Below are 20,001 nucleotides of genomic sequence, written 5' to 3' on the forward strand. Positions count from 1 at the left end.
CTGGCTGTATCGGGTTCCTGCGCATGGCACTAGCCTTTGTGCCTGCTGGCGCGCAGCACGTTGCAGTGCTGCAGTCCTTCATTCTGGACCACGGTGCCAACGTCTGGAACTGGCTTCCCGAGGACGGCATTGCGGGGCACATGCAGGACATTGCTGCCGAAAAGGCCCATGGCGTGCTGGCCATGGACGGTGACCAGTTGGTCGGCGCGGTCACTTATTGCTCGACCCTTGATTTTTCCCGTTACCAGTCTGCGCAGCGCCAAGACGCCCCACACGGCTACATCTGTGAGGCCGTGGTGCGGCGTGACCAGGTCGGGCGCGGCCTGGGCGCACAGTTGCTGGCGCGTGCGGTTCAGGCCTTGCAAGGGCTGGGTCTGCAGGAAATCTACATAGACCGGCACGAAGAAAACGCAGCCTCCGCCGGGATGATGCGCAAGGCGGGCTTTGTGGAGTTAGCCACCTTTGCCGAGCCTGCCCGCAGGCCGCATGGCTCGGGGCGCACGACGGTGTGCCGACTTTTGGCTTAAGGCGCGGCGCTATTGATACTGTCAGCGCCACCGGAACTTGCCGGGCGCGTTGTGTCACCCGCCACGTATTCCAGAATATCCCCGGGTTGGCAATTCAGCACGGCGCAAATGCGCTCCAGCGTGTCAAAGCGCACTCCCTTGACCTTGCCGGATTTGAGCAGCGAGATGTTCTGCTCGGTAATGCCCACGAGCGGCGCCAGGTCGCGCGAGCGCATCTTGCGCCGGGCCAGCATCACATCGAGATTGACAACAATGGGCATTAGACAAAGCTCCGGTTTTCTTCTGCCATTTCCATGGTCCAAGCAAAGACGTAGGCAAACATCAGCAGCGCCAGGCAGAACAGCACGGCCAGCAGGTCCACGTTCTGGAAGCGCCATTTCCAGACCTGCTCAGCCACAGGCAGGTGGGCTGTGAGTAAAAAGCTTTGCAACGGGCGAGCCAGCTGCGCAAAGCCTTCACAGGCAATGGCGAACCAGGCGCACATTGAAATATGGCGGGCTGCAGCGCCGCTCCAGCGCGCCGGTTGGCCCAGGTACCCCAGGAATTTCCAGCCTTGCACCACGGACACCAAGAGCAAAGCCCAGGCAATCAAGTCCAGAGCCAGCGCGCCAAGCCTTTGGGATGCACCCATGGCGGACAGGTCGCGGCCTATGAAGCTTCCGAAGTGCCGTGTCACCTTGTCTGCATCCATCCACCAATTCAGGATGTTCCACAACATCCAGAGGGCATACCCGGCGCTTGCCAAGCGCATCAGGTGTGCCACGCGCTGCAGCTTTTGAATAGCAGGGTGTTGAAAAGTGCTTGTGCCGATCTTGGTCGGCTCTTGCTGGGTCTGCATGGCAATCTCCAATTAAGTTGCGATGCGACAATTATGTATTGTTTAACAATAAAAAATCAACTCAATGAAATATTTTTCAGATCGATGGACTGAACACGTCCACCCGGTCAGTGATCACGCCATCGGTGCCCAGGTCCATCAGCCGCTGGGCCTCTGCTGCTTCATTCACGGTGTAGCTCAGGGTTCGAAAGCCTGCAGCCTGTGCTTGCGCCACGGTGTCGGTATTCCAAAGCGTGTGGTTGCAGACGATGGCTTGGCATTGCAGGGCTTTGGCTTTTTGCAGCCAGGCAGACCAGGGTTCGCCCTCCAGGGCATCGATCAGCAGGCCGCGCGGCAGTTCTGGCCTTGCCGCCAGCGCGCCTTCCAGCGCGGGGATGTCAAAGCTGGTGAGCAGTGGGGGAACAGCAACGCCTTGCCACAGACGCGCGGCGTGCTCTGCCACCACTTCACCGGTGTGGCGTTCTGTGCCGGGTGTGGGTTTGATCTCGATGTTCAGAAAGTAGCCGTTGCGAATGCAATAGCGGGCCACCGCCTCCAGCGTGGGCAGTGGCTCACCGGCATAGCTGCGCGAGTGCCAGCTGCCAGCATCCAGTTGCGACAGGGCGCTCCAGGGGTGATCACCGCCGATGTCGCTCACGCTCGCAGGGCTGTTGCTATGTTTTTCGGCGGCGTTGGTGGTGCGGGCCAATTCGGCATCGTGCATCAGGAAGGGCACGCCGTCGGCACTCAGTTTGGCGTCGCACTCAAACATGCGGTAGCCGTGGCTGGCGCCCAGGCGGAACGCGGCCAGGGTGTTCTCGGGCGCAAGCTTGCCAGCGCCGCGGTGGGCAACCCAGCGCGGATAGGGCCAGGCGGGGAGGGGGGCAGTTTTCATGGGAACTCCGGGTGTGCAAAGTGATGCTCAAGGGAATGGGATGCGGGTGTCATGCCTTGAGCAACTCAAGTGCCTGCGCCGCGGTAACGATGTGCAAGCCTTCTGGCAAGGAGATGGCTTCCAGCAAGTCCTTGTCGCCGCTGATCAGGAGCTCTGCACCAGCTGCGCGGGCGGTCTCCACAAATGTGTCGTCATCGCGGTCGCGGCAGTAGTGTTCAGGCTCTGGAATCTCCACCCAATGGGCGATGGCGTTAAAGTCGTGCAATACCTGTTGGCGGTTTTCAAGGCTGATGTAGCGGTCAAACTTGGGGCGGTACAGCCGGGTTCGCAATTCATCGAAGGTCGGTTGCGAGAAAACCAATGTGTGTTGCTGCAGTGCCAGGCTCACCAACCGGGCCGGAGCACCTTGTGAGGAGAGCACCGCGCTGATCAGGACGTTGGTATCAATGACCAGCCTATGACTCGTCACGCAGCAGGTCTTCCAGTACCTCCGGCGTCAGCCCGGCCCGTTCGGCCTCTGCTGCGGTTCGCTCCAAGGTGTGTTGCAAGCGGTCGGCATAAAAGGCGCGCATGGCCTCATAGTCCTGGGCCGAGACCATGACACCCACTACCCGGTCACGGCGCATCACGCGCACGGGCTCCCGCTGGGCCAGGTCAATGAAATGGCCAAACTGGGTTTTGGCCTGGTTGGCTGAAAAGGTTTGCATACCAAAAGTCTAGCACCAATCGAACGATTGGGCTGTTTCGGTTGGATTTTTACAGTCGTCCCTGCCTGCACCAGCGGTGTGGCCTTTTCAGAACAAATCAGGTCGCATTGCTGCACTGCGGTACCATCGCGGCTCTGCCATTGGCGGCGTGGGGATTGGCGGTCCAGCCCCTTTTCGCTTGCCCACACACCACCCGATGAACGCCCCGACACTTCATACGCATTTGACCAGCGCCAGCCCTGCAGCCCATTCCGAGGCACAGCAGCCCCATGAGCGCATTCGCGAAATTCCCTATAACTACACCTCGTTTTCCGACCGCGAAATTGTGATCCGCCTCTTGGGCTCCAAGGCCTGGGACACGCTGAACCAGCTGCGCGAAGAGCGCCGCACCGGCCGCTCAGCCCGCATGCTGTACGAGGTGCTGGGCGATATCTGGGTAGTGCAGCGCAACCCCTATCTGCAGGACGACTTGCTGGACAACCCCAAGCGCCGCGGCCAGTTGGTGGAGGCCCTGAACCACCGCCTGGGCGAAGTCGAAAAGCGCCGCACCCCCGATGCCGACCGCGAACGCGATGCCATGGTGGTTGGCCTGCTGACGGCTGCGCGTTCTGCCGTGGAGCAGTTCGATGACAGCTTTGAGGCAGTGGCCAACCTGCGGCGCAAGGCCCAACGCCAGCTCAACAAGGTCACTGCCAAGGACAACATCAAGTTTGACGGCCTCTCGCGCGTCAGCCATGTGACCGACGCCACCGACTGGCGTGTGGAATATCCGTTTGTAGTGCTCACACCCGACTCCGAAGAAGAGATGGCCGGTCTGGTCAAGGGCTGTATCGACTTGGGCCTGACCATCATCCCGCGCGGCGGCGGCACCGGTTACACCGGCGGCGCTGTGCCCTTGACCTGGAAAAGCGCGGTGATCAACACCGAAAAGCTCGAAGCCATGAGCGAAGTGGTCATGATGCGCCTGCCCGGCCTGGACCGGGAGGTGGCCACCGTCTGGAGCGAAGCCGGTGTGGTGACACAGCGCGTGGCCGATGCGGCCGAGCGCGCCGGTTTTGTGTTCGCCGTGGACCCCACCTCGGCCGAGGCCAGCTGCATAGGCGGCAACATCGCCATGAATGCCGGTGGCAAAAAGGCCGTGCTTTGGGGCACGGCCCTGGACAACCTGGCGAGCTGGCGCATGGTGACACCGCAGGCCGAATGGCTGGAGGTCACCCGCGTCAACCACAACATGGGCAAGATCCATGACGCAGAGACTGCCAGCTTTGAGCTGCAGTACTTCAAGGCCGATGGCAAGACCAAATTGCGCACCGAACGCCTGGACATTCCGGGCCGAAGCTTTCGCAAGGAGGGTTTGGGCAAGGACGTCACCGACAAGTTCCTGAGCGGCCTGCCCGGCATCCAGAAGGAGGGCTGCGACGGCCTGATCACCAGCGCGCGCTGGGTGGTGCACCGCATGCCGCAGCACACCCGCACCGTCTGCCTGGAGTTTTTTGGCGACGCGCGCAATGCCGTGCCCAGCATCGTGGAAATCATCGACTTCATGTTTGCCGAGCAGAAGCGCAGTGGCGTGCTGCTGGCCGGTCTGGAGCATCTGGATGACCGCTACCTCAAGGCCGTGGGTTACGCCACCAAGTCCAAGCGCGGTGGCCTGCCCAAGATGGCCTTGTTCGGCGACATTGCCGGCGATGATGCCGACGCCGTGGCGCGTGCTACCTCGGAAGTGGTGCGCATTGCCAACTCGCGCTCGGGTGAGGGTTTTGTGGCCATCAGCCCGGAAGCGCGCAAAAAATTCTGGCTGGACCGCAAGAAGACGGCAGCCATCAGCCGCCACACCAACGCCTTCAAGATCAACGAAGACGTGGTGATTCCCCTGCCGCGCATGGCCGAATACACCGACGGCATCGAGCGCATCAACATTGAGCTCAGTTTGCGCAACAAGCTGGCCTTGTGCGACGCACTGAGTGAATTTTTGAGCAAGGGCAATCTACCCCTGGGCAAAGCCGATGCCAGCATCGATGTCCCAGCGCCCGAACTGCTGCAAGAACGCGTGGACCAGGCCCTGGCCCTGGTGACCGGGGTGCGCACCCAGTGGCAGGGCTGGCTGGACCAGGTCGAGCCGCTGTTTGCCCAACTGCAGGACCATTCCCTGCGCGCCAGCTGGAAAGCCCAGCTGCGTGGTCCGCTGAAGGAAATCTTTACCGGTGGCGCTTTTGCCGCCGTGCTGCAGGAATGCACCGCCATCCACCAGCGCGTGCTCAAAGGGCGTGTTTGGATTGCGCTGCACATGCACGCAGGTGACGGCAATGTGCACACCAACATCCCCGTCAACAGCGATGACTACGACATGCTGCAGGCCGCCCATGGCGCGGTCAAACGCATCATGGCACTCGCCCGTTCGCTGGACGGTGTGATCTCCGGGGAACACGGCATTGGCATTACCAAGCTGGAGTTTTTGAGCGATGCCGAGCTGGCACCGTTCACCGCCTACAAGGCCAAGGTCGATCCGGAAGGGCGTTTCAACAAGGGCAAGCTGCTGCGGGGCACTGACGCATATGCTGATCTCACCAATGCGTATACGCCGTCCTTTGGACTCATGGGACACGAATCCCTGATCATGCAGCAGAGCGACATTGGCGCCATTGCCGATTCGGTGAAAGACTGCCTGCGCTGCGGCAAGTGCAAACCGGTATGCGCCACCCATGTGCCACGCGCCAACCTGCTGTATAGCCCGCGCAACAAGATTCTGGCCACCTCGCTGCTGGTGGAAGCATTTTTGTACGAAGAGCAGACACGCCGGGGCGTGAGCATCCGCCACTGGGAAGAGTTTGAGGACGTGGCCGACCACTGCACCGTGTGCCACAAATGCGAGTCGCCCTGCCCGGTGAAGATCGACTTTGGCGATGTCACCATGAACATGCGCAACCTCTTGCGCAAGATGGGCAAGAAGACCTTCCGCCCGGGCAATGCCGCGGCCATGTTCTTCCTCAACGCCACCAACCCGCAGACCATCAAGCTGGTGCGCGCAGGCATGGTGGGCGTGGGCTTCAAGCTGCAGCGCCTGGCCAACCAGGTGTTGCGTCTGGCCGCGCGCGCCCAGACCAACAAGCCACCGGCCACGGTGGGCACTGCGCCCATCAAGGAGCAGGTGATCCACTTCATCAACAAGAAGATGCCCGGCGGCCTGCCCAAGAAGACGGCGCGCGCGCTGCTGGACATTGAAGATGGCGACTACGTGCCCATCATCCGCAACCCGGTGTCCACCACCTCCGAGACCGAGGCGGTGTTCTACTTCCCCGGCTGTGGCTCCGAGCGCCTGTTTTCCCAGGTGGGCCTGGCAACGCAAGCCATGCTGTGGCACGCCGGTGTGCAGACCGTGCTGCCGCCCGGCTACCTGTGCTGCGGCTACCCGCAGCGCGGCTCTGGCCAGGCGGAAAAGGCCGAGAAGATCATCACCGACAACCGCGTGCTGTTCCACCGCGTGGCCAACACGCTGAACTACCTGGACATCAAGACCGTGGTGGTGAGCTGCGGCACCTGCTACGACCAGCTGCAGGGCTATGAGTTCGACAAGATCTTTCCGGGCAGCCGCATCATCGACATCCACGAGTTCCTGCTGGAGAAGGGCATCACCCTGGTGCCCGAGGGCGGCGCAGGTGCTGGCTACCTGTTCCACGACCCCTGCCACAGCCCCATGAAGCTGCAGGACCCCATGAAGACCGTCAAGGCTCTGGTGGGAGACGCGGTCCTCAAGAGCGAGCGCTGCTGCGGCGAGTCCGGCACACTGGGCGTGAGCCGCCCCGACATTTCCACGCAGATCCGCTTCCGCAAGGAAGAGGAGTTGAAGAAGGACGAGGCAGCACTGCGGACGCTGACGGCCAGTGCGCCCGGTGCAGACAACACAGTGCAGGCCAAGGGCAATGTGAAGATACTCACCAGCTGCCCGAGTTGCCTGCAGGGCCTGAGCCGCTACGGCAATGACCTGAACAATGGCCTGCTGGAGGCGGATTACATCGTGGTGGAAATGGCCAACCAGATCTTGGGCCCGGAATGGTTGCCCGCGTACGTGAAGACAGCCAATGCCGGTGGCATTGAGCGGGTCTTGGTGTAAGTCCTACAATTTGCCTATGGCTGGATTACAAACAGGCTCGCCCACTCCACAGGCTCTCACGGTGCATGCGCAATCGCGCATGCTCGAAATCAGTTTTTCTGACGGTGCGAGCTTTCGCATTCCCTTCGAGCTGATGCGCGTGTATTCGCCCTCGGCCGAAGTGGCGGGCCACGGCCCGGGCCAGGAAACCCTTCAGACGGGCAAGCGCCTGGTGGACCTGACCGGCCTGGAGCCGGTGGGCAACTACGCCGTGCAGCCACGCTTTTCGGATGGCCACGACACCGGCCTTTTCTCCTGGGACTACCTGTACTTCCTGGGTTCGCAGCAGGAGCAACTGTGGGCCGACTATGAGCAACGCCTGCAGGCCGCCGGCGTGCACCGCGATGCGCCCATGCCCGAAAAAGGTGGTCATAGCTGCGCCAGCCACTGATCTGGATCTGTCGGCCTTCTGCACAAGGCCGGTGCGCGAACGCAACGCGCTCGCAAATGAATAGCTGATTGGGCAGCCTTTATCGTGCTTGCGGCGGTGAACTGCTTAAAATCAGTGCATGACTACCACCCATTTTGGTTTTGAATCCGTAGACGAGGCGGAGAAGGCACGCAAAGTGCGCGGCGTGTTCGACTCGGTCGCCCCCAAGTACGACCTGATGAACGACCTCATGTCCATGGGCTTGCACCGCGCCTGGAAGGCCTACACCCTGATGGTGGCCAACCTCAAACCCGGCGACCGTGCGCTCGACATTGCAGGCGGCACTGGCGACCTGGCACTGGCCTTCTCCAAAAAAGTGGGCGCCAGCGGGCAGGTGGTGCACACCGACATCAACGAGGCCATGCTCAGTACCGGGCGCAACCGCCTGCTGGACGCGGGTGTGTCCCTGCCCACCCTGGTGTGCGATGCCGAGAAGCTGCCCTTTGCCGACAACTATTTTGACTTGGTCAGCGTGGCCTTCGGCCTGCGCAACATGACCCACAAGGACATCGCTCTGGCCGAGATGAACCGCGTGCTCAAGCCCGGCGGCAAGCTGCTGGTGCTGGAATTTTCCAAGGTGGCGGCGCCGTTGGAGAAGGTGTATGACTGGTATTCGTTCAAGGTGCTGCCGCGCCTGGGCAAGTTGGTGGCAGGCGACGACGCCAGCTACCGCTACCTGGCCGAGTCCATCCGCATGCACCCCAGCCAACAGGAGCTAAAGGCCCTGATGCACAAAGGTGGTTTCGGCCATGTGGACTACCACAACCTCACTGGTGGTGTTGCCGCGTTGCATGTTGGAATCAAGTGTTGAACAAATTTAAATTGGAGCTTGTATGAAGTGGTCTGTGTCCGCGGTAGTTTTGACTCTCGCTTTGGCCTTGGGTGGCGTAAACGCCGAGGCCGCCAAGCGCCTGGGCGGTGGGGGCTCGTTTGGCAAGCAGTCGAGCAACGTGACACAGCGCAGCACGGCACCAGCGGCTCCCGGCGCGCCTGCGCAAAGTGCGACCAACGCAGCCAAGCCGGCACCGGCGGTGGCCCCTGCGCCTGCACGCCGTCCCTGGGGCGCCATGCTGGGCGGCCTGGCTGCTGGCTTGGGACTTGCCTGGCTGGCCAGTTCGCTGGGTATGGGCGAGGCCTTTGGCCAGATTCTGATGTTTGGTCTGTTGGCCTTGGGGGTGATGATGTTGGTGGGCTTCATCATGCGCAAGCGCAATGCGGCCCCGGCCGCTGCACAGCGTAGCCCTTTCGCCTTCCAAGGTGCTGGCGGAGCGCCTGTGCCCCAAGCCTACCGGCCCGAAAATGTGGGTAACGATGCCTCGGCCCGGCCCTTTGAGCGCAGCAACCTGACGCCCATTGAATCGGGTGCCGGTGGTAGCTCGATGATTGGCTCCGCCCTGCAGGGTTCGCAGAACTGGGGTGTGCCTGCAGGTTTTGACAGCGAAGGCTTTCTGCGCGCGGCCAAGGGAAATTTTGTCACCCTGCAGGCGGCTTGGGACCGCTCCGACATCCCCGCGCTGCGCGCCATGATGACGGACGGCATGCTGGGTGAAATACGCACCCAGTTGGCTGAGCGCGAAGCCCACACCGGCACAGCACCCAATAGCACCGAGGTGGTGATGATCGAAGCCCATCTCTTGGGTATCGAGGAGTTGGCCGACGAATATATGGCCAGCGTGGAGTTCTCCGGCATGATCCGCGAAGAACCCTCGGCCGGACCCAGTCCGTTCCGTGAAGTCTGGAACATGACCAAACCAAAAAGCGGCAACAGCGGCTGGCTGGTTGCCGGCGTGCAAGCGCTGCAATAAGGAATAATCGGGGCTATGGCAACACAGTCCCCCTTTTCTTTCCTGGAAGAACTCTTCCAGAAGCTCCCCGTTCCCACGCCACCGGCCTGGGTGATTGACGAAACCCACCGCCGCGTGGTGCTCATGCTCAACCATGTGTTGATGCAGGAGCCTCAGGCCATGGAGCGCCTGGTGCGCCAGAGCGGGCGGGTGGTGCTGGCGCAATGGCGCAGCTTCACGTTTACCTTGCTGGTGACCCCGGCCGGTTTGTTGGACCTGGCAAGCGCGGACGCCACGCCCGACCTGACCCTGGTGCTGACCGAAGAGTCCCCCTTGGCCCTGGCCCAGACCCTGATGGCCGGCACCAAGCCCCCGGTGCGCATTGAAGGGGACGTGCAACTGGCCGCTGAAGTCAACTGGCTGGCCGACAACGTGCGCTGGGACGTGGAAGAGGACCTGTCGCGCATCATTGGCGATGCACCCTCGCACATGCTGATGCAAGCCTGCCGCACGGTGGGCGGCGGACTGCGCGATTTCCTGGGCCGCAAGGCCGCGGACGCCACAGACACACGCCCTGGCACTTCGGCATGAGCCGCTTGTTCCGGGGGGCGTTCATCATCTGGATCGTCCTGCGCTATGGCCTGGACGAGTTGGTGCTCTCCAGTTTTCAAAAGCCCTGGCTGCACTGGATTGCCAAAGTGGTGTCGGTCGGGCGGCGCGACGCGCCACGCGGCCAGCGCCTGCGTGAAGCGCTGGAGCGACTGGGCCCTGTGTTCGTGAAGTTCGGCCAGGTGCTGTCCACCCGGCGCGACCTGATGCCGGTGGACATTGCCGATGAGCTGGCCCGCCTGCAGGACCAGGTGCCGCCTTTCCCTGCAGCCCAGGCTGTGGCCATCATTGAGCGCGCGCTGCGCAAGCCCTTGGCCGAGATTTTTGTCTCCTTCGACCAAGTGCCGATCGCCAGCGCCTCCATTGCGCAGGTGCACTTTGCCGTCATCAAGGACCGCAGCGGCCGCGAGCGCGACGTGGCCGTCAAGGTGCTGCGTCCCGGCATGTTGTCGGCCATTGACAGCGATCTGGGTCTGATGCGTTTGATGGCAGCCTGGCTGGAGGGTTTGTCCAGCGACGGCAAGCGCCTCAAACCCCGTGAGGTGGTGGCCGAATTTGACAAGTACCTGCATGACGAACTTGACCTGATTCGTGAAGCCTCCAGTGCGGGCCAGTTGCGCCGCAACATGGAAGGCCTGAACATGGTGATGATTCCCGAAATGCTGTGGGACTTCTGCACCACGGAGGTGTTGGTGATGGAACGCATGATCGGTGTGCCCATCAGCCAGGTAGAACGCCTGCGTGCGGCCGGTGTGGACATCAAGAAGCTGGCGCGCGACGGGGTTACGCTGTTTTTTACCCAGGTGTTCCGGGACGGCTTTTTCCATGCCGATATGCACCCGGGCAACATCCAGGTCAGCCTGGCACCCGAGACCTTTGGGCGTTATATCTCGCTGGACTTCGGCATCGTGGGCACGCTCACCGAGGTCGACAAGGAGTACCTGGCGCAGAATTTCGTGGCCTTCTTCCGGCGCGACTACAAGCGCGTGGCCGAGTTGCACATTGAGTCCGGCTGGGTGCCTGCCAGTACGCGTGTGGATGAGCTCGAAGCTTCGGTGCGTTCGGTGTGTGAGCCGTATTTCGACCGCCCACTGAAGGAAATTTCCCTGGGTGTGCTGCTGATGCGCCTCTTCCAGGTATCGCGCCGCTTCCAGGTGGAGATTCAGCCGCAGCTGGTGCTGCTGCAAAAGACCCTGCTCAACATCGAAGGCCTGGGCCGCGAGCTCGACCCCGACCTGGACCTGTGGGCCACGGCCAAGCCCTTCCTGGAGAAGTGGATGCTGGGGCAGGTGGGGCCGCAAAAGTTCTGGGAGCAGCTCAAGTCGCAGGCGCCGCATTACGCCAAGCTCTTGCCCGAGCTGCCCATGCTGGTGAACAACTACCTCAAGCGTGGTGCGCAAGCGTCCGGCTCGGACAAGCTGGTGGCTGAGCTGCTGCAGGAGCAAAAACGCACCAACCGCATGCTGCAGTGGCTGATCGCCATGGTCATCGGTTTTTCTGTGGGGCTGGTGGTGATGCAGTTTGTGGTGCGGGTCCGGCCTTTCTAGCCGCACCTCTATAATTGAAGGCTTTGCCACCACCGACAAAGCCTTACATCCCATGCCCATATACGCTTACAAATGCGAGTCCTGCGGGTTTGCCAAGGACGTCCTGCAAAAAATGTCGGACGCACCGCTGACCGACTGCCCGTCGTGCGCCAAGCCGGCTTTCCAGAAGCAGGTGACTGCTGCAGGCTTTCAGCTCAAGGGCTCGGGCTGGTATGCCACCGATTTCAAGGGTTCTGGCGCTGCGCCCAGCACCGCGGTGGCACCGGCCGCCAGTGGCGAGGCGGCACCTGCTGCTGCATCCAGCGAGACACCCGCGACCAGCAAGGCCGAAACAGCTGCGCCCACCGCGCCTGCCGCAACCCCTGCGGCAAAACCTGCACCGGCCGCAGGCTGAACCACTTTTTCCACCGGAGCCACCGTGCCCTTTAAAAAATACCTGCTCACTGGCCTGATGGTCTGGCTGCCCCTGGCCATCACCATCTGGGTGCTGCTGTGGTTGATGGGCACCATGGACTCGGTGTTCTTCGGCCTGCTTTCCATGCTGTCGGCGGTAACGCCCACCTATCTGGAACCCCTGATCGAGCGCCTGCACCACATTCCCGGCCTGGGCGTACTGCTGGTGGTGTTAGGCCTACTGTTGACCGGGGCCCTGGTCACCAACGTGGCAGGCCGCTGGTGGCTGCGTCAGTGGGACACCTTGTTCACCAACATCCCCATCGTCAAGTCGATCTACAACAGTGTCAAGAAAGTTTCCGACACGCTGTTCTCCAGCAACGGCAATGCCTTTCGCACCGCCATGCTGGTGCAGTACCCGCGTGCGGGCAGCTGGACCATTGCCTTCCAGACCGGCGTGCCCGGCGGCGAGGTGCAATCCCACCTGGGTGCGGACATGGTGAGCGTGTACGTGCCCACCACGCCCAACCCCACCAGTGGTTTTTTCCTGATGCTGCCGCGCTCCGAAGTGATAGAGCTCGACATGAGTGTCGACGAGGCGCTGACCTACGTGATTTCCATGGGCTCGGTGGCACCGACGGCGCATCCGCATCCAGGCGCAGCGGGTGCTGTTGCGCCCACCCTTCCCAACACCTCTTTATAAAACCAGCTGCCGACAGTGCAGCGTTCTGAAAGCAAGCCATGGCCATGCGCTCCCACTATTGCGGTCTTGTGACCGAAGCCCTGTTGGGCCAAACCGTTACCCTGTGCGGCTGGGTCAACCGCCGCCGCGACCACGGCGGCGTGATCTTTGTGGACCTGCGCGACCGCGAAGGTTATGTGCAGGTGGTCTGCGACCCGGACCGCGCCGACATGTTCAAGGTGGCCGAAGGCGTGCGCAATGAGTTCTGCGTGCAAATTGTCGGCCTGGTGCGTGCACGCCCCGAAGGCACCGTCAACGACAACCTCAAGAGTGGCAAGATTGAAGTGCTGTGCCACGAGTTCAAGGTGCTCAACCCGTCGGTCACGCCTCCATTCCAGCTGGACGACGACAACCTGTCGGAGACCACCCGCCTGACCCACCGCGTGCTGGACCTGCGCCGTCCCTACATGCAAAACAACCTGATGCTGCGCTACCGCGTGGCCATGGAAGTGCGCAAGTTCCTGGATGCCAACGGCTTTGTGGATATCGAAACCCCCATGCTCACCAAGAGCACGCCCGAAGGCGCGCGGGATTATCTGGTGCCCAGCCGTGTGCATGACGGCCATTTCTTCGCGCTGCCCCAGTCGCCCCAGCTGTTCAAGCAGCTGCTGATGGTGGCCGGCTTTGACCGCTACTACCAAATTACGAAATGCTTCCGCGACGAAGACCTGCGCGCCGACCGCCAGCCCGAGTTCACGCAGATCGATATCGAGACTTCGTTCCTGAGCGAAGAAGACATCCGCGACATGTTCCAGGGCATGATCACCACCGTCTTCAAGAACACCATTGGCGTGGATCTGGGGGAGTTCCCGGTCATGACCTACCAGGACGCGGCCCGCCTGTATGGCTCGGACAAGCCCGATCTGCGTGTGAACTTGCAGTTCACCGAAGTCACCGACGTGATGGCCGACGTGGACTTCAAAGTCTTCTCGGGTGCTGCCACCATGAAGGGCGGCCGTGTGGTGGCCCTGCGCGTGCCGGGTGGCTCCAAAGAAGGCGGCGGCATCAGCCGCGGCGAGATCGACGCCTACACCGAGTTCGTCAAGATTTACGGCGCCAAGGGCCTGGCCTATATCCGCGTGAACGATGTGACCAAGGGTCGCGACGGTTTGCAGAGCCCCATCGTCAAGAACATCCACGACAAGGCGATTGCCGAAGTGCTTGCGCGCACCGGTGCCCAGGACGGCGACCTGATCTTCTTTGGCGCAGACAAAGAGAAGATCGTCAACGACGCCATTGGTGCCCTGCGCATCAAGATCGGCCACAGCGAGTTCGGCAAGAAGAACGGCCTGTTCACTGCCGGCTGGCGCCCCATGTGGGTGGTGGACTTCCCCATGTTCGAGTTCGACGAGGACAACCAGCGCTACACCGCTGTGCACCACCCCTTCACCGCGCCCAAGGAAGGTCACGAAGACTGGATGGTCACCGCGCCCGAGAAGTGCATCTCGCAAGGCTATGACATGGTCTTGAACGGCTGGGAAATGGGTGGCGGCTCGGTCCGTATCCACCGCGCCGATGTGCAGCAGAAGGTGTTCGATGCCCTGAAGATCACGCCCGAAGAAGCGCAGGTCAAATTCGGCTTCCTGCTCGACGCCCTGCAATACGGCGCGCCCCCGCACGGCGGCCTGGCCTTTGGCCTGGACCGCATCGTCACCATGATGACGGGTGCCGAGTCCATCCGCGACGTGATTGCCTTCCCCAAGACCCAGCGTGCCCAGTGCCTGCTCACGCAAGCCCCCAGCCTGGTTGACGAGAAGCAGTTGCGCGAATTGCACATCCGCCTGCGCAATACCGAGCTGGCTGCCAAGCCAGCGTAAGGTAGCGCACGGAGGCGCGTCCTCCTGTGGTGCACAATGAAAGGGCGCTTTTTGAGCGCCCTTTTTTATGAGCGACGCGCTGGGCCGCCCCAAGCAAGCTCGCACCGCAGTGCGCTGCACGGAGGTTTTTTTGCTTCAACCCTTCAAGATCCCCCTGTCCGTGCTGGTGGTGATTTACACCCCGGCGCTCGATGTATTGCTGATACGCCGCGCGGACACGGACGACACGGTGTTCTGGCAATCCGTCACCGGCAGCAAGGACGCGCTTGAGCACAGCTTTGCCGAGACCGCCATGCGCGAGGTGCTGGAAGAAACCGGCATCGACTGCAGTGAAGGCTCCCCTCTGCACAGTGGCTTGCAGGATTGGGAATTGGAGAATGTCTACAACATCTACCCGCGCTGGCTGCACCGCTATGCGCCTGGCACCGTGTTCAATACCGAGCGCGTGTTTGGCCTGCAAGTGCCCGCAGGAACGCTGGTCACGCTGAGCCCGCGCGAGCACACCCATTACCAGTGGCTGCCTTTTGTGGACGCTGCAGCGCAGTGCTATTCGCCCTCGAACGCGGAGGCCATCCTCATGCTGCCGCGCTTTGCAGGCGCACTGGGCAAGGGGCAGTCCGCATGACCCGCCTGCGCATTGCCACCTACAACATCCACAAGGGCGTGCAGGGCATGGGCCCCAACCGCCGCCTGGAGATCCACAACCTGGGCCACGCGGTGGAGCAGTTCAATGCCGACATCGTCTGCCTGCAGGAGGTGCGCAAAATGCACCGGCGCGAGGCGGCCTACTTCAAGCACTGGCCTGAGGAGGCGCAGGCCGATTTTCTGGCGCCCGAAGGCTACAACGTGGTCTACCGGACCAATGCCATCACCCGGCACGGCGAGCATGGCAACGCCATCCTGTCGTGCTGGCCGGTGCTGGCGCATACGCACGAAGACATGTCGGACCACCGCTTCGAGCAGCGTGGCCTGCTGCATGCCGAGGTGGATGTAGACGGTGTGTCGGTGCATGTGGTGGTGGTGCACCTGGGGCTGATACGTGCCAGCCGCGTGCGCCAGTTGGCGCAGCTGGCGCAGTTCATTGCGCGCGAGATACCGGCCCAGGCGCCTCTGCTGGTGGCGGGCGACTTCAACGACTGGGGCGCGCTGTTGTCGCGGCCGCTGGCCACCGTGGGCTTGCGCAGTTGCTCCGGCAGCCAGACCCCCACCTTTCCGTCGCGCATGCCGCTGGTGCAGTTTGACCATATCTATGCGCGGGGTCTGGTGCCGGTGTCGCAGCAGGTGCCCAAGGGCCGCATCTGGTGGCGCATGTCGGACCATTTGCCGCTGATCGCCGAATTTGAGCTGGCGCCCCCTTGAGCTGATATGCCCAATATGCGAGCCGGCCATAGCGTGCAGTTGCTCACCACCGGGCAGGCGTTCTTTCCTGCGCTGGTGGAGGCAGTGGATGCGGCACTGCACGAGGTGCGCCTGGAGACCTACATTTTCCACGAGGATGCCGTGGGCGAGTCGGTGATCGCTGCGCTGGAGCGAGCCGCCCTGCGCGGTGTGGAGGTGTATCTGGTCGTGGATGGCATTGGCACACCCGAGCTGCCGCGGCACTGGCAGGAGCGCCTGCGTGCCAGTGGCGTGCAGTGGCAGCAGTTCTTGCCACTGGGCTCCTTGGGCCTGTTGATTCCCGGTCGCTGGCGCCGCCTTCACCGCAAGCTGTGTGTGGTGGACCGTGCGCAGGCGTTTTGCGGCGGCATCAATGTGATGGATGATTTCTTCGAGCTCAACCACGGGGTTCAGGAAACCGCCCGTTTTGACTTTGCAGTGCAGGTGCAAGGTCCCCTGGTGGGCGATATCCACCAGGCCATGGAGCAATTCTGGCAGCGGTTGCTGGCAACCCGGCAGCTCGAGCATGGACGGTTTCAGGGTGCGCGGCGCGCACTGGAGCATCTGACGGTCTTGCCGCGCACCACGGCCGAACCTCTGGGGAATGGAACGGGCTTGCCTGAGCGCCCAGTCCCGGGCATGCGCGCAGCGCTGCTGCTGCGCGACAACCTGCGCAATCGCACCGGCATCGAGCGCGCGTACCGTTCGGCAATAGCCCGCGCGCGGCATGAGGTACTGATTTCCAATGCCTACTTTCTGCCCGGAGCCAAGCTGCGCCGCGCCCTGGTGCATGCGGTGCAACGGGGTGTGCGGGTAAGGCTGCTGCTGCAGGGGCGCTATGAGTTTTTCATGCAGTTCCACGCCGCCAAACCGTTTTACGACGCGCTGCTGGAAGCCGGTGTGGAAATACACGAATACCAGGCCGGCTTTCTGCATGCCAAGGTAGCCGTCATCGATGGCAAGTGGGCCACCGTGGGCTCGTCCAACCTGGACCCTCTGAGCCTGCTGCTGGCGCGCGAGGCCAACGTGGTGGTAGACGATGTGGCCTTTGCCCAGACCTTGCTGGAGCCCCTCAATGCAGCCATTGCGCAGCACAGCGTGCAGCTCGACCGGGCCCGGTTTGCCCACCGGCCCCTTTGGCAGCGCCTGCAGGGCAGGCTGGCCTACAGCCTGATGCGCCTCACCCTGTTTTTGACGGGCAGGGACTACTGATGCCATAGCGGCGCTGCCATGGTTTTCAGGGTCCCTGCCGCTATAACCCTACTGTTTAAAGACTGGTACCATCATTCCATGTTAATGAAAATGCAGAGCAGCATGAACCCAAACGATGCCGACGAGGGGACTCCGGTTTCCGTGAAAATCCGGGAGCGCATCACAGCATCGCGCAAACGCTACAACGCCAACGACAACATTGCACAGTTCATCGAGCCAGGTGAATTGGAGCTGCTGCTCGACGAGGTGGAAGAAAAAATGAAGGGCGTGCTCAGCAGCCTGGTCATAGACACCGAGCGCGACCACAACACCGGCAACACGGCACGCCGCGTGGCCAAGATGTACCTCAACGAGGTGTTCAAGGGCCGCTATGTACCAGCACCCACCATCACCGAGTTTCCCAACGCAGAGCACCTCAATGAGCTGATGATTGTGGGCCCCATCACGGTGCGCAGCGCCTGTAGCCACCACTTCTGTCCTGTGATCGGCCAGATCTGGATTGGCGTCATGCCCAATGAGCACACCAATGTGATCGGTCTTTCGAAATATGCACGCCTGGCCGAATGGATCATGGGTCGTCCGCAAATCCAGGAAGAGGCGGTGGTGCAACTCGCTGACCTGATCCAGGAAAAAACGCAGCCTGATGGCCTGGCCATCGTCATGGAGGCCAGCCACTTCTGCATGTCCTGGCGCGGCGTCAAGGATATGGACAGCAAGATGATCAACTCCGTTATGCGCGGAGCCTTCCTCAAGAATCCGGACTTGCGCCGCGAATTTTTGTCACTGATTCCCCGGAAAGGCTGAAGCCATGTTGGTTCGTTTGTTGTATGCCAGCCGTGCCATTGACCCTGCTTGCAGTGCCATTGAAGACATTCTTTCGCAGTCGCGCCAGTTCAATCCGGGCAGCGGCATCACAGGTATCCTGTGCTATGGCGGCGGCATTTTCCTGCAGGCCATAGAAGGCGGGCGCAATGCGGTCAGTGAGCTCTATGGCCACATCCAGAAAGACCCGCGCCACAAGGACGTGGTGCTGCTGCACTACGAAGAAATTTCCGAACGCCGTTTTGGCGGCTGGACTATGGGTCAGGTCAACATGTCCAAGGTGAACACCAGCATCCTGCTCAAGTACGCCGAGAGGCCCGAGCTGGACCCGTACGCTGTATCTGGCAAAGTGTCGCTGGCGCTGCTGGAAGAACTGATGGCCACAGCGAGCATCATCGGCCGCGCCTAGCAAGTAAATGCCCATTTCAGCCCTGGCCCTGGTGGTTCTGGCGGGGCTTATCCATGCCTTGTGGAATATCGCTGCCAAAAAGGCCAATGGCGACGTGCGTTACGCGTGTTTCATCGCGCTGTTCACGGTCCTGGTGTGGGCGCCCGTGGGACTGTACCTGGCTTGGCAGCAATTACCGCAATGGGACGTTGCCGCCTGGGCCTGTGTGGTGGCCAGCGGACTGATCCATGTGCTGTATTTCATCGTGCTGCTACGTGGTTACCGCGAGGCCGACCTCACGGTCGTCTATCCACTGGCACGCGGCTCCGGTCCCCTGATCTCATCGCTGGTGGCTGTCGTGCTTTTTGGTGAGCATATTTCTGTCTACGGCTTTGCCGGCCTGGCCGCCGTAGTGCTGGGTGTCTTCCTGGTTGCAGGCGGGACGGGCATCTGGCACAACGCCCACAGCCCGGAGCAGCGCAGCCGCATACACCGGGGCCTGTTCTACGGCCTGCTGACCGGCTTTTGCATTGCCAGCTATACCCTGGTGGATGGGTACTCTGTCAAGGTGCTGTTGTTGTCGCCCATCCTGATGTTTTACATGGCCTGTTGCGTGCAGGCGCTGCTGCTGCTGGCGCCTGTCGTGCAGGACCGGGCCTTGGCACGGCAGCACTGGCAGCAACAGTGGAAATCGGCTCTGCTGGTGGGGGCCTTGAGTCCGGTGTCCTATGTGCTGGTGCTGTATGCCCTGCAAATCGCGCCCATCAGCCATGTGGCGCCTGCCCGCGAGGTATCCATGCTGTTTGCAGCGTTGCTGGGCGGGCACCTGCTGCGCGAGGGGGATCGCCTGGCCCGCATGATGGGGGCGGCCTGTATTGGTCTGGGCGTGGTCGCGCTGTCCCTGGGCTGAGCACCGATGGCAACAAGCACGCCACCGCTCCAACTGTTGGGTTGTGATTTTTCAAGCAGTCCCACGCGGCGCAAGCCCGTGCTGCTGGCTTGGGGCACCCTGTCACAGGGCAGAGTTCAACTGCAGCGCCTGGAGCGGCTGGAAACGCTGGACAACTTCGCAGCCTGCATGGCACGTGATGAAGTTTGGCTGGGAGGCTTTGACATGCCTTTTGGCCTGCCGCGTGAATTGGTTGAAACACTGGGCTGGCCGCGCGAGTGGGAGGCCTGCATCGGCCACTATGCGGCCCTGAGCCGCTCCGAAATTCGCGACTGTTTCGCGGCCTTTTGCGATGCCCGTCCCGTGGGCGGCAAATTTGCCCATCGCGCCACGGACCGTCCCGCTGGCAGCAGCCCGTCCATGAAATGGGTGAACCCGCCTGTGGCCTACATGCTGCATGCGGGCGTGCCGCGCCTGCTGGCTGCAGGCGTTTATGTGCCCGGGCTGCAGCCGAGGGCCAAGGCCACTGCCAAAGTGGCGCTGGAAGCCTATCCTGGCCTGTTGGCGCGTGAAGTGTTGGGGCAGCGCAGCTACAAGAGCGATGATCGCGCCAAGCAGACGCCCGAGCGCCTGATTGCACGCAAGGATTTGCTCACCGCCCTGGAACTGGGGCAGACCCGTTTGGGCCTGCGCTTGAAGCTCAGCCACGCGCAGCACGATGCGTTGGTGGATGATGCCAGCGGCGACAGCCTGGACGCCGTGCTATGCCTGATGCAGGCTGCATGGGCCCAAACCCAGCATGTGGCAGGCGCTCCGCTGTACGGATTGCCTGCTGACATGGATACATTGGAAGGGTGGATCGTCACCGCCTGAGGGCAGCGCAGTACACGCAGTG

General features: G+C 62.0%; 22 protein-coding genes. 17 read left to right on the forward strand and 5 right to left on the reverse strand.

Features of this window, described 5'->3' with window-relative positions:
- Positions 1 to 23 precede the first annotated feature (23 nt).
- On the forward strand, positions 24 to 527 hold the full coding sequence (locus tag DIC66_RS04755) for a GNAT family N-acetyltransferase (protein WP_117174589.1): 504 nt from the start codon (positions 24 to 26) through the stop codon (positions 525 to 527).
- Here DIC66_RS04755 and DIC66_RS04760 read toward each other — a convergent pair.
- From DIC66_RS04760 to DIC66_RS04780, 5 genes are all read right to left on the reverse strand, one after another.
- Positions 524 to 787: a helix-turn-helix domain-containing protein gene (locus DIC66_RS04760; RefSeq protein WP_117174590.1), complete on the reverse strand. Its 264-nt coding sequence runs from the start codon at positions 785 to 787 to the stop codon at positions 524 to 526. The genes DIC66_RS04755 and DIC66_RS04760 overlap by 4 nt on opposite strands.
- Positions 787 to 1,365 carry a hypothetical protein gene (locus DIC66_RS04765; RefSeq protein WP_147321239.1) on the reverse strand — a complete coding sequence of 193 codons (579 nt, stop codon included), beginning with the start codon at positions 1,363 to 1,365 and terminating at the stop codon, positions 787 to 789. The genes DIC66_RS04760 and DIC66_RS04765 overlap by 1 nt, the downstream gene beginning before the upstream one ends.
- A 76-nt stretch (positions 1,366 to 1,441) precedes the next feature.
- Positions 1,442 to 2,239, reverse strand: coding sequence for a glycerophosphodiester phosphodiesterase (gene ugpQ / locus DIC66_RS04770; protein WP_117174594.1), 798 nt, complete (start codon positions 2,237 to 2,239; stop codon positions 1,442 to 1,444).
- Positions 2,240 to 2,288: 49 nt separating this feature from the next.
- Positions 2,289 to 2,708 carry a putative toxin-antitoxin system toxin component, PIN family gene (locus DIC66_RS04775; RefSeq protein ID WP_117174596.1) on the reverse strand — a complete coding sequence of 140 codons (420 nt, stop codon included), beginning with the start codon at positions 2,706 to 2,708 and terminating at the stop codon, positions 2,289 to 2,291.
- Complete coding sequence (locus DIC66_RS04780) at positions 2,695 to 2,946, reverse strand: type II toxin-antitoxin system Phd/YefM family antitoxin (protein WP_117174598.1); 252 nt, start codon at positions 2,944 to 2,946, stop codon at positions 2,695 to 2,697. Before DIC66_RS04780 ends, DIC66_RS04775 begins: the two co-directional genes overlap by 14 nt.
- A gap of 196 nt (positions 2,947 to 3,142) precedes the next feature.
- Between DIC66_RS04780 and DIC66_RS04785 the strand changes: the two genes are divergently transcribed.
- The 16 genes from DIC66_RS04785 to DIC66_RS04860 all read left to right on the forward strand — a co-directional run bounded on the left by DIC66_RS04785 (position 3,143) and on the right by DIC66_RS04860 (position 19,979).
- Positions 3,143 to 7,057, forward strand: a complete 3,915-nt coding sequence (locus tag DIC66_RS04785; protein WP_117174600.1) for a DUF3683 domain-containing protein — start codon at positions 3,143 to 3,145, stop codon at positions 7,055 to 7,057.
- A gap of 16 nt (positions 7,058 to 7,073) precedes the next feature.
- Entirely contained in the window at positions 7,074 to 7,487 is a 414-nt protein-coding gene (locus tag DIC66_RS04790) for a gamma-butyrobetaine hydroxylase family protein (protein ID WP_117174602.1), read from the forward strand.
- Between the two features lie 118 nt (positions 7,488 to 7,605).
- Positions 7,606 to 8,337: a bifunctional demethylmenaquinone methyltransferase/2-methoxy-6-polyprenyl-1,4-benzoquinol methylase UbiE gene (gene ubiE / locus DIC66_RS04795; protein ID WP_117174604.1), complete on the forward strand. Its 732-nt coding sequence runs from the start codon at positions 7,606 to 7,608 to the stop codon at positions 8,335 to 8,337.
- A 22-nt stretch (positions 8,338 to 8,359) separates the two neighbouring features.
- The gene (locus DIC66_RS04800) at positions 8,360 to 9,331 is read left to right on the forward strand and encodes a Tim44 domain-containing protein (protein WP_117174606.1); all 972 of its coding nucleotides are present in this window, start codon (positions 8,360 to 8,362) and stop codon (positions 9,329 to 9,331) included.
- Positions 9,332 to 9,346: 15 nt separating this feature from the next.
- On the forward strand, positions 9,347 to 9,901 hold the full coding sequence (locus DIC66_RS04805; RefSeq protein ID WP_117174608.1) for a ubiquinone biosynthesis accessory factor UbiJ: 555 nt from the start codon (positions 9,347 to 9,349) through the stop codon (positions 9,899 to 9,901).
- Entirely contained in the window at positions 9,898 to 11,466 is a 1,569-nt protein-coding gene (ubiB, locus tag DIC66_RS04810; RefSeq protein WP_117174610.1) for a ubiquinone biosynthesis regulatory protein kinase UbiB, read from the forward strand. Before DIC66_RS04805 ends, ubiB begins: the two co-directional genes overlap by 4 nt.
- A gap of 52 nt (positions 11,467 to 11,518) precedes the next feature.
- Positions 11,519 to 11,860, forward strand: a complete 342-nt coding sequence (locus DIC66_RS04815; RefSeq protein WP_117174612.1) for an FmdB family zinc ribbon protein — start codon at positions 11,519 to 11,521, stop codon at positions 11,858 to 11,860.
- A 57-nt stretch (positions 11,861 to 11,917) separates the two neighbouring features.
- Entirely contained in the window at positions 11,918 to 12,562 is a 645-nt protein-coding gene (locus DIC66_RS04820; protein WP_117175090.1) for a DUF502 domain-containing protein, read from the forward strand.
- Positions 12,563 to 12,600: 38 nt separating this feature from the next.
- Positions 12,601 to 14,418: an aspartate--tRNA ligase gene (gene aspS, locus DIC66_RS04825; RefSeq protein WP_117174614.1), complete on the forward strand. Its 1,818-nt coding sequence runs from the start codon at positions 12,601 to 12,603 to the stop codon at positions 14,416 to 14,418.
- A 67-nt stretch (positions 14,419 to 14,485) separates the two neighbouring features.
- A complete protein-coding gene (gene nudB / locus DIC66_RS04830; RefSeq protein WP_117174616.1) occupies positions 14,486 to 15,043 on the forward strand; it encodes a dihydroneopterin triphosphate diphosphatase in 558 nt (185 codons plus the stop codon).
- Positions 15,040 to 15,777 carry an endonuclease/exonuclease/phosphatase family protein gene (locus DIC66_RS04835; protein ID WP_117174618.1) on the forward strand — a complete coding sequence of 246 codons (738 nt, stop codon included), beginning with the start codon at positions 15,040 to 15,042 and terminating at the stop codon, positions 15,775 to 15,777. The genes nudB and DIC66_RS04835 overlap by 4 nt, the downstream gene beginning before the upstream one ends.
- Before the next feature lie 6 nt (positions 15,778 to 15,783).
- Positions 15,784 to 17,007 (forward strand): cardiolipin synthase ClsB, encoded by a 1,224-nt coding sequence (gene clsB, locus DIC66_RS04840; RefSeq protein WP_117174620.1) that lies wholly within the window; start codon positions 15,784 to 15,786, stop codon positions 17,005 to 17,007.
- Between the two features lie 102 nt (positions 17,008 to 17,109).
- Entirely contained in the window at positions 17,110 to 17,811 is a 702-nt protein-coding gene (gene folE / locus DIC66_RS04845; RefSeq protein WP_233505784.1) for a GTP cyclohydrolase I, read from the forward strand.
- Between the two features lie 4 nt (positions 17,812 to 17,815).
- Positions 17,816 to 18,238: a BLUF domain-containing protein gene (locus tag DIC66_RS04850; RefSeq protein ID WP_117174624.1), complete on the forward strand. Its 423-nt coding sequence runs from the start codon at positions 17,816 to 17,818 to the stop codon at positions 18,236 to 18,238.
- A gap of 7 nt (positions 18,239 to 18,245) precedes the next feature.
- Complete coding sequence (locus tag DIC66_RS04855; RefSeq protein ID WP_117174626.1) at positions 18,246 to 19,127, forward strand: DMT family transporter; 882 nt, start codon at positions 18,246 to 18,248, stop codon at positions 19,125 to 19,127.
- A gap of 6 nt (positions 19,128 to 19,133) precedes the next feature.
- Positions 19,134 to 19,979 (forward strand): DUF429 domain-containing protein, encoded by an 846-nt coding sequence (locus DIC66_RS04860; RefSeq protein ID WP_117174628.1) that lies wholly within the window; start codon positions 19,134 to 19,136, stop codon positions 19,977 to 19,979.
- The last annotated feature ends 22 nt before the right edge of the window (positions 19,980 to 20,001 follow it).

The organism is Rhodoferax lacus, assembly GCF_003415675.1.
Lineage (GTDB): Bacteria > Pseudomonadota > Gammaproteobacteria > Burkholderiales > Burkholderiaceae_C > Allorhodoferax > Allorhodoferax lacus.

What these genes read in the sequence shown, in the direction of transcription:
- DIC66_RS04755 (WP_117174589.1), top strand. Translation starts at nt 24, where the DNA reads ATGGCACTAGCCTTTGTGCCTGCTGGCGCGCAGCACGTTGCAGTGCTG.
- DIC66_RS04760 (WP_117174590.1), bottom strand. Translation starts at nt 787, where the DNA reads ATGCCCATTGTTGTCAATCTCGATGTGATGCTGGCCCGGCGCAAGATG.
- DIC66_RS04765 (WP_147321239.1), bottom strand. Translation starts at nt 1,365, where the DNA reads ATGCAGACCCAGCAAGAGCCGACCAAGATCGGCACAAGCACTTTTCAA.
- ugpQ (WP_117174594.1), bottom strand. Translation starts at nt 2,239, where the DNA reads ATGAAAACTGCCCCCCTCCCCGCCTGGCCCTATCCGCGCTGGGTTGCC.
- DIC66_RS04780 (WP_117174598.1), bottom strand. Translation starts at nt 2,946, where the DNA reads ATGCAAACCTTTTCAGCCAACCAGGCCAAAACCCAGTTTGGCCATTTC.
- DIC66_RS04785 (WP_117174600.1), top strand. Translation starts at nt 3,143, where the DNA reads ATGAACGCCCCGACACTTCATACGCATTTGACCAGCGCCAGCCCTGCA.
- DIC66_RS04790 (WP_117174602.1), top strand. Translation starts at nt 7,074, where the DNA reads ATGGCTGGATTACAAACAGGCTCGCCCACTCCACAGGCTCTCACGGTG.
- ubiE (WP_117174604.1), top strand. Translation starts at nt 7,606, where the DNA reads ATGACTACCACCCATTTTGGTTTTGAATCCGTAGACGAGGCGGAGAAG.
- DIC66_RS04800 (WP_117174606.1), top strand. Translation starts at nt 8,360, where the DNA reads ATGAAGTGGTCTGTGTCCGCGGTAGTTTTGACTCTCGCTTTGGCCTTG.
- DIC66_RS04805 (WP_117174608.1), top strand. Translation starts at nt 9,347, where the DNA reads ATGGCAACACAGTCCCCCTTTTCTTTCCTGGAAGAACTCTTCCAGAAG.
- ubiB (WP_117174610.1), top strand. Translation starts at nt 9,898, where the DNA reads ATGAGCCGCTTGTTCCGGGGGGCGTTCATCATCTGGATCGTCCTGCGC.
- DIC66_RS04815 (WP_117174612.1), top strand. Translation starts at nt 11,519, where the DNA reads ATGCCCATATACGCTTACAAATGCGAGTCCTGCGGGTTTGCCAAGGAC.
- DIC66_RS04820 (WP_117175090.1), top strand. Translation starts at nt 11,918, where the DNA reads ATGGTCTGGCTGCCCCTGGCCATCACCATCTGGGTGCTGCTGTGGTTG.
- aspS (WP_117174614.1), top strand. Translation starts at nt 12,601, where the DNA reads ATGGCCATGCGCTCCCACTATTGCGGTCTTGTGACCGAAGCCCTGTTG.
- nudB (WP_117174616.1), top strand. Translation starts at nt 14,486, where the DNA reads ATGAGCGACGCGCTGGGCCGCCCCAAGCAAGCTCGCACCGCAGTGCGC.
- DIC66_RS04835 (WP_117174618.1), top strand. Translation starts at nt 15,040, where the DNA reads ATGACCCGCCTGCGCATTGCCACCTACAACATCCACAAGGGCGTGCAG.
- clsB (WP_117174620.1), top strand. Translation starts at nt 15,784, where the DNA reads ATGCCCAATATGCGAGCCGGCCATAGCGTGCAGTTGCTCACCACCGGG.
- folE (WP_233505784.1), top strand. Translation starts at nt 17,110, where the DNA reads ATGAACCCAAACGATGCCGACGAGGGGACTCCGGTTTCCGTGAAAATC.
- DIC66_RS04850 (WP_117174624.1), top strand. Translation starts at nt 17,816, where the DNA reads ATGTTGGTTCGTTTGTTGTATGCCAGCCGTGCCATTGACCCTGCTTGC.
- DIC66_RS04855 (WP_117174626.1), top strand. Translation starts at nt 18,246, where the DNA reads ATGCCCATTTCAGCCCTGGCCCTGGTGGTTCTGGCGGGGCTTATCCAT.
- DIC66_RS04860 (WP_117174628.1), top strand. Translation starts at nt 19,134, where the DNA reads ATGGCAACAAGCACGCCACCGCTCCAACTGTTGGGTTGTGATTTTTCA.